Below are 13,913 nucleotides of genomic sequence, written 5' to 3' on the forward strand. Positions count from 1 at the left end.
TCCATTGCATTCGTTGCGCTGCTGAGGACGACTTAGGCGTACACGACACGGGGGACTTCGAGGGCCCAGGACCAAGGCCCGATCCAGCCGCGTTACCCGTGATCCGCATGGGATCCATGTGGGTCGCGCCGTGCTGCCCTGCGCCATTTTCACGCGGCCACTCCATACTCTTCCGCATCATTTTGAACTCGAATCCCAATGGTATGGAATTCCGGCTTCCCGTGAACAGCGGGCGGAGTTCCACCGTATTTGTCTCGGGGGAATTCTCATGCCAGCTCCGCATCCGTTGACGCATCCGCCGTCACAGGCCCATCGAGACGGCGCGGGCCGCGCCGTGCCGCGGATCGCCGGGGCGGACGACTCGCCGACGCTCGCACGCGCGTTCCCGGACGAGGCCCCGCCGGACTCCCCCGATCCGCTCCCCACCGCCCCCGCCGCCCCCGCCGCCGGGTCCCGTGCAACAAGCCTGTCACCGACGGAACCGGGCAACCGGCAAAGCGCGTAAAGACTGCAAAACCCGTAAGGAGCGGACGTGCTGGAGAAAATAGACACCGCCACCGAATCTGTACTCGCCGAGGTTCTGGCCGGCGTCGTACGCAAGGACCAGATACCGGTCGACAGCCACTTCTTCGACGATCTCGGCGCCAACTCGCTGACGATGGCCCACTTCTGCGCCCGGGTCCGCAAGCGTCCGGATCTGCCGTCCGTGTCGATGAAGGACGTCTACGGCCATCCGACGATCCGCCGCCTGGCCGCCGCCCTCGACACGGCTCACGACACCCCGGCGCCGGCCCCTGTCCCCGAGACGCCCGCCCCGCAGCCCGGCAGCACCTCGATCCATCTGCTGTGCGGCGCACTGCAGTTCCTGGTCTTCGCCGCGTACTGCGTGCTCGCCGGGATCGTCATGGGCCAGGGCTACGAGTGGATCTCCGCCGTGGACGGCGTCGTGGACATCTATCTGCGCTCGCTCCTCTTCGGCGCCGCGGTGTTCGCCGGGGCCTGTGTGATCCCGATCGCCGCCAAGTGGCTGCTGATCGGCCGCTGGAAGGAGACGGAGTTCCCGGTCTGGAGCCTCGCCTACTTCCGCTTCTGGACCGTCAAGGCACTGCTGCACGCCAACCCGCTGGTCCTGTTCACCGGCAGCCCGCTGTACGTGCTGTACCTGCGGGCGCTCGGCGCGAAGATCGGCAAGGGTGTCACGATCCTGACGCACACCGTGCCGGTCTGCACCGATCTGCTGACGGTCGGCGCCGGCTCGGTGATCCGCAAGGACACCTTCGTCCTGTGCTATCAGGCGGACGCGGGCCGCATCCGCACCGGCCGGGTGACGCTCGGCCGGGACGTGTACATCGGTGAGAAGTCGGTCGTCGACATCGGCACGACGATGGGCGACGGCGCCCAGCTCGGCCACTCCTCCGCCCTGTACGGCGGCATGACGGTCCCGGCGGGCGAGCGCCGGCACGGCTCGCCGGCCCAGCCCACGGACGTCGACTACGTCCGCGTGCCCCCGGCCCGCGTCTCCACCCTGCGCCGCACCGTGTACGGCCTCGGGGGCCTGCTCCAGATGCTGGCCGTCTACGTCCCCGTCGCGGTCGGCGGCACCTACCTGGTGCTCACGGTGGTGCCCGGCCTCGACATGCTGCTCGACCCGACCTCCCAGGACCTGGGCTCGGCCGCCTTCTACGGCGAGGCCCTGGGCTTCTCGCTGGCCGCCTACGCGGGCTTCCTGGTCCTCGGCTTCGCCGCCGTCTCCGTGCTGCCGCGCCTGCTGAGCGCGCTGCTGCGCCCGGACCGTGTCTATCCGCTCTACGGCTTCCACTACTCGCTGCAGCGCACCGTCGCCCGCATGACCAACATCAAGTTCTTCAAGTGGCTGTGCGGCGACAGCTCCTACATCGTCCACTACCTGCGGTCCATCGGCTACGACCTCTCGCACGTGGAGCAGACCGGCTCCAACTTCGGCACCGAGGTCCAGCACGAGACGCCGTACCTGGTCTCCGTGGGCAGCGGCACGATGGTCGCCGACGGACTGTCGATCGTGAACGCCGACTTCTCCGGCACGTCCTTCCGCGTCTCCCGCGCGACGATCGGCGCGCACAGCTTCCTCGGCAACAACATCGCCTACCCGAGCGGCGGCCGCACCGGCGAGAACGTCCTGCTGGCGACGAAGGTGATGGTCCCGCTGGACGGCGAAGTCCGCGAGGGCGTGGGCCTGTTGGGCTCGCCCCCGTTCGAGATCCCACGCTCTGTGGAGCGCGACAGCCGCTTCGACCATCTGCGCGAGGGCGGCGAACTGCACCGCCGGCTGGCCGCGAAGAACCGCTACAACCTGCGCTCGATGGGCCTGTTCCTGTTCGTGCGCTGGCTGCACTGGTTCGCCCTGAGCGTGCTCGGCTTCGCCGCCTTCGACCTGTACGGCGCGAACGGCGTCGTCGGCGGTCTGCTGATCGGCGCGTCACTGGTCGTGGGCCTCGTGTTCAGCACCGGCTACTACGTGCTGGTGGAGCGGCTGATCACCCGCTTCCGGCCGCTCCAGCCGCAGCTGCGGTCCATCTACGACCCGCACTTCTGGTGGGTGGAGCGGCTGTGGAAGGTGCCGGACAACCACCTCGTGGTGTTCAACGGGACGCCGTTCAAGGCCTTCGTCTGGCGGCTGCTGGGCGTGCGGATGGGGCGCCGGGTCTTCGACGACGGCTGCTACATCACCGACCGCACGCTGTCCGCGATCGGCGACGACTGCACGCTCGCCGCGCACACCAAGGTGCAGGCCCACTCGCAGGAGGACGGGACCTTCAAGTCCGACCACATCACCATCGGCGCCGGCTGCACGCTCGGCACCGGATCACTCGTGCACTACGGCGTCTCGATGGGCGACGGCGCCGTGCTCGCGCCCGACTCCTTCCTGATGAAGGGCGAGGAGATGCCGCCGAGGGCGCACTGGGGCGGGAACCCGGCGGTCGCGCCGCGGCACGGGTGACAGGAACAGCAGGGAAACACAGGGGGGAACCACCGATGGAAACCATTCCGCGCTGGACGCTCGACCCGGTTGTGGGCGTCGCGGAGTACGAAGTCCCGCTGCCGGACGGCGTGTCCGGCACACCGGCCGCGCTGGCGGCCGCACACACCAGGGTGCTCGCCGCACTGTCCGGCGAGGACGACGTGACGGCCGGGCCCGACGACGGCGCCCTGCACGTGACCGTCACCGGCCGCACGCTGCGCCTGCACTACCGCACCGACGTCCTCGACGCCGGGGCCGCGGCCCGCATCGCCGGCTACCACCTCACCGCGCTCGCCGGGCCAGACCGGCGCAGCCTGCTCTCCGAGGAGGAACTCCGCTTTCAGCTCGAGGAGTTGGCGGGTCCCGAGCGGGAGCTGCCCGACCGGCGGGTGCACGAGCTGTTCGAGCAGCGGGTGCTGCTGCACCCGGACGCGGTGGCCGCCGAGCAGGACGGACGGCGGTGGACGTACCGGGAGCTCAACTCCCGGGCCAACCGCGTCGCCCGGGCGCTGCTCGACCGCGGACTGCGGTCCGAGGACGTGGTCGCGGTGGTGATGGAGCGGAACCTGGACTGGCCGGCGGCCGTGCTCGGCGTCCTCAAGGCGGGCGGCGTGTATCTGCCGATCGAGCCGCACTTCCCGGCGGACCGCATCAGGACCACGCTCAACCGGGCGGGCTGCGAGCTCGTCCTCACCGAGCACGGCAGCGCCACCCACGTCGACCCGTCCGTCCGCAGGCTGTTCGTGGACGACGCGTACGCCGAGGGCCACTTGGACGCGAACCCGGCCGTGCCGGTCGCGGCCGGCCAACTCGCGTACATCTACTTCACGTCCGGCTCCACCGGCGAGCCCAAGGGCGCGATGTGCGAGCACGCGGGCTTCCTGAACCACGTCCTCGCCAAGATCGACGACCTGGCGGTCGGTGCCGGGCGGACGGTCGCGCAGACCGCGCCGCAGTGCTTCGACATCTCCCTGTGGCAGCTCGTCTCCGCACTGCTCGTCGGCGGCCGGACCCTGCTGATCGGGCAGGAGACGATCCTCGACGTGCCGCGGTTCGTGGACACCGTCGTACGGGGCCGGGTGAACGTGCTCCAGATCGTGCCGTCGTATCTGGAGGCCGTGCTGGCCGAGTTGGAGCAGCGGCCGCGCGAACTGCCCGATCTGCGCTGCGTGTCGGTCACCGGTGAGGCGGTCAAGAAGGAGCTGGTGCAGCGCTGGTTCGACGCCATGCCCGGCATCCGGCTCGTCAACGCCTACGGCCTGACGGAGACTTCGGACGACACCAACCACGAGGTCATGGACCGCGTGCCGGAGCAGGAGCGGGTCCCGCTCGGGCCGCCGATCGCCAACGTACGCGTGTACGTCGTCGACGAGGACCTGACGCCCGTACCGCTGGGCGCTCCCGGCGAGATCGTCTTCTCCGGAGTCTGCGTCGGCCGCGGGTACGTCAACGACCCCGAGCGGACCCGCGCGGCCTTCGGCGAGGACCCGTACCGGCCGGGCGAGCGGCTGTACCGCAGCGGCGACCACGGGCGCTGGCTGCCCGACGGGAAGCTGGAGTTCCTCGGCCGCCGGGACAGCCAGGTGAAGATCCGCGGCTTCCGCGTCGAGATCGGCGAGATCGAGAACGCGCTGCTGCGGGTGCCCGGTGTCCGGGACGGCGCCGTGGTCGTCGTACGGGGCGCGCAGCTGGCCGCGTTCTGCACCGGTGCCGAGCCGGTGGGCGCCGAGGAGGTGCGGAACAAGCTGGCCGCGTCGTTGCCCTCGTACATGGTCCCGGCGGTCGTGCACTGGCGCCGGGAGCTGCCGCTGACCGCCAACGGCAAGGTCGACCGCAAGACGCTGACCGCGCTCGCCGAGGAGCTCCAGACCGACGGTTCCGGTGCGCCGGACAGCCCCGCCGAGCGGCGGCTGGCCGCCGCCTGGGCCGAGGTCCTGGGCATCCCCGCCGACCGGATCGGCCGCCTCGACCACTTCTTCGACCGCGGCGGCACCTCGCTGTCCGCGGTGAAGCTCGCGATCGCCCTGGACCGCGCGATCACTCTCAAGGACGTCACCCGCCACCCGGTACTCGCCGATCTGGCGGGGCTGCTGGATCAGCGCCACTGAAAGGAACCTGTGCAATGTCGCACGCGTCCCCGACCTATCTCCCCGACATCGAACTGGCTCCTGGCCGGCCGCCGCTCCTGCACGTCAACCCCGACGGCGACGTGGCCGGCTGGGTCGCCGGGAACCGCGAGGCGCTGCGTGCCGCGGTCGCCGAGCACGGCAGCCTCCTCGTCCGCGGACTGGGCCTCGAGGGGCCCGGCATCACGGAGGAGGTGTTCCGGCGCCTCTCGGGCGGCCGGCTGATGGCCGACCGGGAGCCCTTCGCACCGCGCCGCTCCTACTCCGACGGCGTGTACTCCTCCTCCAAGTGGCCGCCCAACCAGCAGATGTGCATGCACCACGAGCTGAGCTACGCCCTCGATTTCCCGGGCCTGCTGCTCTTCGCCTGCCTGGTGGCGCCGGAGGCGGGCGGTGCCACCGCGGTCGCCGACGGCCCGACGGTGCTCAAGGCGCTGCCGCCCGAGCTGGTCGAGCGGTTCGAGCGGGAGGGCTGGCTGCTGACCCGGACCTACAACGACGAGATCGGGGCGTCGGTCGCCGAGGCCTTCGGCACCGACGACCGGGCCGAGGTCGAGCGCTACTGCCGGGCCAACGCCGTCGAGTTCGCCTGGCAGGACGACGGCTCGCTGCACACCAGGCAGCACCGCAGCGCCGTCGTGCACCACCCGGTGACCGGCCGCCGCTGCTGGTTCAACCAGATCGCCTTCCTCAACGAGTGGACGATGGACCCCGAGGTGCGCGAGTACCTGGTGGACGTCTACGGACCGGACGGGCTGCCCTTCAACACCCGCTTCGGCAACGGCGACCCGCTCGACGAGGACATCGTCCGCACCGTCAACGAGGCCTACGAGGCCCACACCCTGCGCGAGCCGTGGCACTCCGGTGACCTGCTGCTCGTCGACAACATCCGCACCTCGCACAGCAGGGAGCCCTTCGAGGGGCCGCGTGAGGTGCTGGCCGCGCTCGGCGACCCGGTGCGGCTGACCGACTGCGCGCCGACCATCGAAGTGAGGATGCCCGCATGACGACCACCGACAGTGCCGCCCTCGGCGCCCCGGGCGCACCGCCGTTCGCGGTGATCTCCGGGGAGCAGGTGCAGCAGGTGCTGCAGGGCCGCGAACGGGAGATCGGCGAGCTCGTCGAGGACGTGTACCGGCTGCACGGCGCGGGCGACTCGGTGAATCCGCCGTCGTTCTTCCTGCGTTTCCCGGACCGTCCGTCGTCGCGGATCATCGCGCTGCCGGCCTCGCTCGGCGGAGACCTGCGGGTGGACGGGCTGAAGTGGATCTCCAGCTTCCCGGAGAACACGAGGTCCGGGCTGCCGCGGGCGTCGGCCGTGCTGATCCTCAACGACCCCGACACGGGCTATCCGTTCGCGTGTCTGGAGAGCTCGGTCATCAGCGCCGTGCGCACGGCGTCCTCGGCGGCGCTGGCCGCCGACCGGCTCAGCCGCACCCGCGAGCGCCCCACCCGCGTCGGCTTCGTCGGCACCGGTCTGATCGCCCGCTACATCCACACCCATCTCGCCGCCACCGGCTGGGACTTCGAGGAGACGGGCGTGTACGACCTGTCGCCCGACAGCGCGGAGGGGTTCCGCGGCTACCTGGAACGCTCGGGCGCCAAGGGCCGGTTCAAGGTGCACGACGATGCCGAGAGCCTGGTGCGCTCCAGCGACCTGCTGGTGTTCGCCACGGTCGCGGCCACGCCGCACATCCACGATCCGTCGTGGTTCACGCACCACCCGCTGGTCCTGCACGTGTCGCTGCGCGACCTGGACCCGAGGATCCTGCTCGCGTCGGCCAACTACGTCGACGACGTCGAGCACTGCCTGAAGGCGCAGACCTCGCCGCACCTGGCCGAACAGCTCACGGGCGGGCGGGAGTTCCTCGACGGCACGCTGAACGACGTACTGACCGGGCGGGCGGCCGTCCCGGGTGACCGGACGGTGGTGTTCTCCCCGTTCGGCCTGGGGGTGCTCGACCTCGCGGTCGGCAAGTTCGTCCACGACGAAGTGGCTCGCGGGGGCGGGCTGCACGTCGTCGACGGGTTCTTCCACGAGCTGCGCCGGCATGGCTGACCGGCCCGTGGCGCATGAGGAGGGGGGCATCATGCCCGTCATTTCTGATCCTGTTCAGTTCAACGAGGAGGAGCTCTACGTCGACCTTCGGGCCGCACTGGGGCTGCCTCTGTACCTGAAGTGCGAGGGCTTCAACTTCGCCGGGTCCATCAAGCTCAAGGCGGCGACGGAGATGGTCGACGCCGCCGAGCGCGAGGGACGGCTGCGGCCGGGCTCGGTCCTGGTGGAGTCCTCGTCCGGCAACCTGGGCGTGGCGCTCAGCGTGCTCGCGGCGAGCCGGGGCTACCGGTTTCTGTGCGTGACCGACGCGCGCTGCAACAAGCCGACGATCCGGCTGATGGAGTCGCTCGGCACCCAGGTCCACGTCATCGAGGAACCGGACGTACGCGGCGGCTTCCTGGGGGCGCGGATGGCGTACGTCGACGCCCTGTGCGCCTCCGACGAGCGGTACGTCTGGCTCAACCAGTACACCAACCAGGGCAACTGGCGGGCGCACTACCGCACCACCGCCCCGGCCATCGCCCGGCGCTTCCCCGACCTGGACGTGCTGTTCGTCGGGGCCGGCACGACCGGGACCCTGATGGGCTGCGCCCGCTGGTTCTGGCAGTGGCGGCGCCGGGTGCGCATCGTCGCGATCGACAGCGTCGGCTCGGTGAGCTTCGGTGGGGCACCGGGACGCCGGATGATCCCCGGCCTCGGCACCAGCGTGCCGCCGCGGCTGCTCGACGAGTCGTACGTCGACCACCTGGTCCGCGTCGAGGAGAGCGACGCCATCCTCGCCTGCCGCAGGCTGGCGGCCCGGGGCTTCATGTTCGGCGGCTCGACCGGCACGGTGATCAGCGGTGCCGGCCAGTGGCTGGCCGAGCACGGCCGGCAGGGTCTCACCTCGGTGGCGATCGCCCCGGACCTCGGCGAGCGCTACCTGGACACGGTGTACCGGGAGGGCTGGCCCGCGGACGCGGTCGAACCGGAACCGGCCATGGCCAGGCTGGCCTGATCCGTACGGCGGGGAGTCCGGGGGCGGCAGCCCCCGGACGGCAGCACGGGGGCGGCATCCCGTGTCCCCGGTGTGACGAAGCCAAAGCCCGGGGTACGTTCGCCCCATGGCACGCCGCACGCACACCGTGACCAACCAGCCCCCGCCCCTGGTCGGCTACGACGTCTACAGCGCCGACCGTGCCCTGACCGAGGCCGTCGAGCGGCACCTGGACCCCGGACTGCTCGACGAGGGACGCGAGGAACTGGCCGCCCTGGGGCGGGCCTCGGGCTCCCGGCAGCTGCAGGAATGGGGCACCCAGGCCAACGAGAACCCGCCCCGGCTGCGCACGCACGACCGCCACGGCCACCGGGTCGACGAGGTCGACTTCCATCCGGCCTGGCACCGGCTGCTCGGCAAGGGCGTCTCGGCGGGCCTCACCTCGGCCTGGACCCGGCCCGGCGGCCATGTGCGCCGGGCCGCCGCGTTCGTGGTCTGGACGCAGGTCGAGGCCGGCAACCTCTGCCCCCTGTCGATGACCCACGCCGCCGTACCGGCCCTGCGCACGGACCCGGCGCTGGCCGCCGAGTGGGAGCCACGGCTGACCTCCGAGGTGTACGACCGCGAGCTGCGCCCCGCCCGCCTGAAGGCCGGGGCCCTGTTCGGGATGGGCATGACCGAGAAACAGGGCGGCAGCGACGTACGCGCCAATACGACGACCGCACGGCCGCTCGACGAGGCCGGGACGTACGAACTGACCGGTCACAAGTGGTTCTGCTCGGCCCCGATGTCCGACGGATTCCTGGTGCTCGCGCAGGCACCGGGCGGGCTCACGTGCTTCCTCGTACCGCGCGTTCTGGACGACGGCGCACGCAACGTCTTCCTCCTCCAGCGGCTCAAGGACAAGCTCGGCAACCGCTCCAACGCCTCCGGCGAGGTCGAGTTCGACGGCACCTGGGCGCGCCGGGTCGGCGAGGAGGGGCGCGGGGTGCGCGCCATCATCGGCATGGTGGCGGCCACCCGGCTGGACTGTGTGCTGGGCTCCGCGGGCCTGATGCGGCAGGCGGTCGCGCAGGCGGTGCACCACTGCACCTACCGGGAGGCGTTCGGCGCGAAGCTGGCCGAGAAGCCCCTGATGCGCAACGTCCTGGCCGACCTGGCGCTGGAGTCCGAGGCGGCGACCACCCTCGCGCTGCGCCTGGCCGCCGCCTACGACGAGGGCGGCGAGCAGGAGCGGGCGCTGCTGCGGATCGCCGTACCGGCCGCCAAGTACTGGGTGACCAAGCGGTGCGCTCCGGTCGCGGTCGAGGCCGCCGAGTGCCTGGGCGGCAACGGCTACGTCGAGGAGTCGGGGCTGCCCCGCCTGGTGCGCGAGTCGCCGCTGAACTCGGTCTGGGAGGGCGCGGGCAACGTCCAGGCGCTGGACGTACTGCGCGCGCTCCAGCGGGAGCCGCAGGCCCTCAACGCCTATCTCCAGGAGGTCGGCAGGGCGCGCGGCGCCGACCACCGGCTGGACGCCGCGATCAAGAACCTGCTGACGGACCTGGCCGACCTGGAGGGCGTCGAGGGGCGCGCCCGGCGGCTGACGGAGCGGATCGCGCTGGTGCTCCAGGGTTCGCTGCTCGTCCGGTTCGCACCGCCCGAGGTGGCCGACGCCTTCTGCGCCTCGCGGCTGGGCGGCGACGGCGGCTCGGCCTTCGGCACCCTGCCCCACACCCTGGACCTGGCGTCGGTCGTGCGGCGGGCCCGGCCGCTGTCCTGAGGGGTCACCGCGGGACGCGGGGGTGGTGCTGCGCCGACACGGCACCACCCCCGCTGAAGCTGGCCCCAACAAGGCCATGAACGCCGCTCGGGACGGCTTCGCTCAATATTCAAACAAGTGGGAGCGGTTCACCAGGGTTGCAAGGGGTTGCAACTTGCTGCTGTGTGTGGCTGGACTGTCTCCGTCCGTCAGCACCGGACGGCAGTATGAGACGGACAGTGCGGACGACCCGGGAACCCGTCGCCGAAACGCCACGGGAAAACGGTTGTCCCGAGCCCTTCTTGGGGGAGGACCAGTGGCGCATCCGCCGACGGACGTGACGCAACTCGCCATGGTCGACACGGCACGGGCGGCGCGGGTACTGAGCGAGCTGCGCACCGCCAGGCTCTCGGGGCAGCGCACGCCGGTCGCCCCGCGCCCGGTGATCGAGCAGTCCTGGGGGCGGATGCTGCGCGGCGGCATCGACCCCGACCACGACCACCGTTCCGGGCTGCTCTCCGCCGACGAGGTGCGCCGGCGCCGGGAGACCTCGGTGCTGCGGCACGTCCTGCCGGTGCTGCGGGAGGGGCTGCTGTCGGTCGCGGACGTCGCCCACCACATCATGGTGGTCGCCGACGAGGACGGCCGGGTGCTGTGGCGGGAGGGCAGCCCGGCCGTGCTGCGCAGGGCCGACGGGCTGGGCTTCGAACTCGGCGCGGACTGGCGGGAGGACGTCGTCGGCACCAACGGCATCGGCACTCCCGCGGTGGTGCGCCGGCCCGTGCAGGTCTTCGCCTCCGAGCACTTCGTGCGCTCGCAGACCACCTGGACCTGTACCGGCGCGCCGATCACCGATCCGCGCGACGGCCGGCTGCTGGGGGTCGTGGACGTCAGCGGGCCGCTGGAGACGATGCACCCGGCCACCCTCGCCTGGGTCGACTCGGTGGCCAAGCTCGCCGAGGCGCGGCTGCGCGAGCTGCATCTGGCCTCGCTGGAGCGGCTGCGGGCGGTGGCCGCACCGGTGCTGGCACGGGTGGGCGGCCGGGCCCTGGCGGTGGACCGGGACGGCTGGACCGCGGCGGTGACCGGGATGCCGTACACCGGCCGGGTCACCCTGCCCAAGTCCCTGTCGGCGGGCCGCCGGTGGCTGCCTCCGCTCGGCCTGTGCTCGGTGGAACCGCTGGCCGAGGGGTGGCTGGTCCGGGCCTCGGACGAGCCGTTGCCGCCGGGCGCCACCCGGATCGTGCTGGACCTTTCGCAGCCGCGCCGCTGGTCGGTGACGGTGTCCGGAAGCGCGGGTTCCTGGTGCCACGAACTGAGCCCCCGGCACGCCGAGTTGCTGTATCTGCTCGCGCTGAACCGCGACGGGTGCAGTGCGGCGGGCCTGGCCGAAGCGGTGTTCGGCGACCCGGCCCGGCGGGTGACGGTGCGCGCGGAGATGTCCCGGGTGCGGCGCTATCTCGGGGGGTTGCTGGAGCACCGGCCGTACCGCTTCGTCGAGGGCTCGGAGGTGGAACTGCACCTGCCTGCCGACCCGCGTGACCTGCTGCCGCAGTCGACGGCGCCGGCGGCGCGGCAGGCGCGGGGGCCGGCCGAGACGCCCTGAGCGCGGTGGCCGGCCGAGGCGCCGACCGCGCACACTGCGTCACCGCCGCGCGCCGCTACGTGACACCGGCAGGGTCATCTTCCGCATATTTGCAGGTTCTTCGCCCCCCACCGCACCGGACTGCCGTAGCATCCCCTTCGGGCCACCCCACCTGCTTCTTTGGTCAACACACAGACCAATGGCCGCAGTTGGCTCGCCTCGGGAGGACATATGAAGCAACGTGGCCGACATCGCAGGCAGAAGCGGGGCCGAGCGCTGCGCGCCGTGCTGGCCGGGACCGCCCTCGCCCTCACCGCCGCCGCCACGATGATCAGCGCCTCGCAGGCCACGGTGAGTGACAGGACCGGGGCCCTGAAGGCGCTCTCCTCCTCCGACCGGGCGGCCGCCGGACTGCGGCTCCAGGAGCGCGCGGTGCCGCAGCGCACGCTCGACCGGCTCGCCTCCGCGATGGGCCGGCCCGTCGGCGTCACCACCGTGCTCGGCGACGCCGACCACTCCCTGCTGGACGCCGCCGACTGCCCGTCCACCGAGCGCGCGGCGCTGCCCGTCGCCCCGGCGGCCGGGCGCGCGTACTGCTGGGACGCCGCCGACACCCGCGGCTGGCGGGCCGGCGCGGTCACCACCTCCGCGGACGCGGACGACGACGGCCACTGGGGCGAGCACCGGGTGATCCTCTCCGGCTGGAGCCACGGCAGCGGCCGGGCCGGCCACGCCCGGGTCGCCTTCGTCGACGCCACCGATCCGGCCCGTCCGACCTACACCTGGGCGGCGCTCGCCGTCCCGGTCGACGGCGGCCGCGACTACCGCGGGCTCGCCTCCCGCGTCTCCGGGATGGTCTGGTACCAGGGCAAGCTGCTGGTCACCACCGCCGACGGCCTGTACGTGTACGACATGCACCGCATCCAGCGGGCCACCGTGGACAGCGGCGCGGTCGGCCGGGTGCCCGGCGGCTGGTCGGCGTACGGCGCGAAGTACGTGCTGCCCGCGGTCGGTTCGTACCGGCCCACCGGGCGGGCCGCGAACCCGGCGGCGATCTCGCTCGACCGCAGCACCGCGCCCGACAGCCTGGTCGCGAGCGACCGGGTGCCGGCGGACGGCGGGCGGACCACCCTGCTGTGGCGCTACGCCTTCAGCGGCAACCCGGCACGCGCCGGCCTGCCGGCCACCGACGCCGCGGGACGCGCGGTCCCGACCCAGGCGTACGAGACGCGGACGACCGGTGTCGGCGGGGTCCTGTCATACCGCTCGAACTGGTACCTGGCGCGCTCGGCGGACACCCCGGACGGCCGCGGCACCCTCTGGCGGCAGAACACCCGCAAGGCGCGGGCCACCGAGTGCGGCGCGGACGAGTCGAACCACTGCTGGACCGGCCGGGCCGGGTCGCTGTCGTACTCGCCGGAGAGCGGCGAGGTCTGGTCACAGTCGGGCCGGATGCTCTACTCGCTGCCGCTGGCCTCGATCGACAGATCTCTGCGGTAGATGATTCCCTGACGGGCATGACCAACATCCCCGTGACCACCTGGTCCCTGGAGCAGACCGCCCCGGCCGACCTCCTGCCGGCCGCCGCGCCGGAGGGGGACGTGCGGATCGTCCGCTCCGAGGTCCCCTCCCCCGAGTTCAGCCGCTTCCTGTACGCGTCCGTCGGCGGCGACATCCGCTGGATCGACCGGCTGGGCTGGACGTACGCGCGGTGGCAGGAGCAGCTGGACCGGCCGGGCACGGAGACCTGGGTCGCCTACGACCGGGGCACGCCCGCGGGGTACATCGAGCTCGACGCGCAGGACGACGGGGTCGTGGAGATCGCCTACTTCGGGCTGATCCCGGCCTTCCGGGGCCGCCGCATCGGCGGGTACCTGCTGTCCTACGGAACCGCCCGCGCCTGGGACCTCGCCGGGCGCCGGCCGGAGCGGACGCCGACGAAGCGGGTCTGGGTGCACACCTGCAGCCTGGACGGCGAGCACGCCATGGACAACTATCGGCGCCGGGGCTTCAAGCTCTTCGACACCAAGGTCGAGGAGCAGCGCGAGGTGCCCGCGCCCGGCCCGTGGCCCGGCGCCTACCCGGTCTGACCTGCGTGGACAAGACCGGTCGCAGCCAATGTGATCGACGACACCCTTGTCTCACATTCCGGGACAAGGATGTCCGCATCGTGGACGAAGCTGGACTGTGTCCAGATTGCCGTGCCACGCTTCCGTCATGTCTGGAACTGGAATTGCCTTGGTGAGTCGGCGGCACGTCGACCTCGGCCGCATGTCCAGCGCCATCTGTCCGGCGAGCTGACAGCACAGCACGCCCGGCATCTCCTGACTTTCCCCCTTTCTCCTGCGCAATGACGCGCATGTCTGCCCCTGCGCCCGCGCGCGCAGGTCAGAGCCGCATTCCCGCCTGTCCCGAAGGACGTATCAAC

The 13,913-nt window shown here is 71.9% G+C and carries 10 protein-coding genes; all 10 read left to right on the forward strand.

The features are described from left to right. Positions 1-532: 532 nt before the first annotated feature. The 10 genes from ACGFYN_RS02205 to ACGFYN_RS02250 all read left to right on the forward strand — a co-directional run bounded on the left by ACGFYN_RS02205 (position 533) and on the right by ACGFYN_RS02250 (position 13,786). On the forward strand, positions 533-2,977 hold the full coding sequence (locus tag ACGFYN_RS02205; protein ID WP_393863802.1) for a Pls/PosA family non-ribosomal peptide synthetase: 2,445 nt from the start codon (positions 533-535) through the stop codon (positions 2,975-2,977). 35 nt (positions 2,978-3,012) lie between these two features. Next, the gene (locus ACGFYN_RS02210) at positions 3,013-5,106 is read left to right on the forward strand and encodes an amino acid adenylation domain-containing protein (protein ID WP_393863803.1); all 2,094 of its coding nucleotides are present in this window, start codon (positions 3,013-3,015) and stop codon (positions 5,104-5,106) included. A 14-nt stretch (positions 5,107-5,120) separates the two neighbouring features. Next, positions 5,121-6,131: a TauD/TfdA family dioxygenase gene (locus ACGFYN_RS02215; protein ID WP_393863804.1), complete on the forward strand. Its 1,011-nt coding sequence runs from the start codon at positions 5,121-5,123 to the stop codon at positions 6,129-6,131. Continuing rightward, complete coding sequence (gene sbnB, locus ACGFYN_RS02220) at positions 6,128-7,183, forward strand: 2,3-diaminopropionate biosynthesis protein SbnB (RefSeq protein ID WP_393863805.1); 1,056 nt, start codon at positions 6,128-6,130, stop codon at positions 7,181-7,183. The genes ACGFYN_RS02215 and sbnB overlap by 4 nt, the downstream gene beginning before the upstream one ends. Before the next feature lie 31 nt (positions 7,184-7,214). Further along, positions 7,215-8,180 carry a 2,3-diaminopropionate biosynthesis protein SbnA gene (gene sbnA, locus ACGFYN_RS02225; RefSeq protein ID WP_393863806.1) on the forward strand — a complete coding sequence of 322 codons (966 nt, stop codon included), beginning with the start codon at positions 7,215-7,217 and terminating at the stop codon, positions 8,178-8,180. A gap of 106 nt (positions 8,181-8,286) precedes the next feature. Next, the gene (locus ACGFYN_RS02230) at positions 8,287-9,921 is read left to right on the forward strand and encodes an acyl-CoA dehydrogenase family protein (protein WP_393863807.1); all 1,635 of its coding nucleotides are present in this window, start codon (positions 8,287-8,289) and stop codon (positions 9,919-9,921) included. Between the two features lie 295 nt (positions 9,922-10,216). Then, the gene (locus ACGFYN_RS02235; protein ID WP_393863808.1) at positions 10,217-11,506 is read left to right on the forward strand and encodes a GAF domain-containing protein; all 1,290 of its coding nucleotides are present in this window, start codon (positions 10,217-10,219) and stop codon (positions 11,504-11,506) included. A 210-nt stretch (positions 11,507-11,716) separates the two neighbouring features. Continuing rightward, entirely contained in the window at positions 11,717-12,985 is a 1,269-nt protein-coding gene (locus ACGFYN_RS02240) for a hypothetical protein (protein WP_393863809.1), read from the forward strand. A gap of 17 nt (positions 12,986-13,002) precedes the next feature. After that, positions 13,003-13,575, forward strand: coding sequence for a GNAT family N-acetyltransferase (locus ACGFYN_RS02245; RefSeq protein ID WP_393863810.1), 573 nt, complete (start codon positions 13,003-13,005; stop codon positions 13,573-13,575). Positions 13,576-13,702: 127 nt separating this feature from the next. Continuing rightward, a complete protein-coding gene (locus ACGFYN_RS02250) occupies positions 13,703-13,786 on the forward strand; it encodes a putative leader peptide (protein ID WP_309486338.1) in 84 nt (27 codons plus the stop codon). Positions 13,787-13,913 lie beyond the last annotated feature (127 nt).

Source organism: Streptomyces sp. NPDC048419, assembly GCF_043200415.1.
Taxonomy (GTDB): Bacteria; Actinomycetota; Actinomycetes; order Streptomycetales; family Streptomycetaceae; genus Streptomyces.

Excerpts from the sequence above, each read along its gene's own strand:
- sbnB (WP_393863805.1), top strand. The coding sequence starts at position 6,128 with ATGACGACCACCGACAGTGCCGCCCTCGGCGCCCCGGGCGCACCGCCG.
- ACGFYN_RS02210 (WP_393863803.1), top strand. The coding sequence starts at position 3,013 with ATGGAAACCATTCCGCGCTGGACGCTCGACCCGGTTGTGGGCGTCGCG.
- ACGFYN_RS02230 (WP_393863807.1), top strand. The coding sequence starts at position 8,287 with ATGGCACGCCGCACGCACACCGTGACCAACCAGCCCCCGCCCCTGGTC.
- ACGFYN_RS02215 (WP_393863804.1), top strand. The coding sequence starts at position 5,121 with ATGTCGCACGCGTCCCCGACCTATCTCCCCGACATCGAACTGGCTCCT.
- ACGFYN_RS02240 (WP_393863809.1), top strand. The coding sequence starts at position 11,717 with ATGAAGCAACGTGGCCGACATCGCAGGCAGAAGCGGGGCCGAGCGCTG.
- ACGFYN_RS02245 (WP_393863810.1), top strand. The coding sequence starts at position 13,003 with ATGACCAACATCCCCGTGACCACCTGGTCCCTGGAGCAGACCGCCCCG.
- ACGFYN_RS02250 (WP_309486338.1), top strand. The coding sequence starts at position 13,703 with ATGTCTGGAACTGGAATTGCCTTGGTGAGTCGGCGGCACGTCGACCTC.
- sbnA (WP_393863806.1), top strand. The coding sequence starts at position 7,215 with ATGCCCGTCATTTCTGATCCTGTTCAGTTCAACGAGGAGGAGCTCTAC.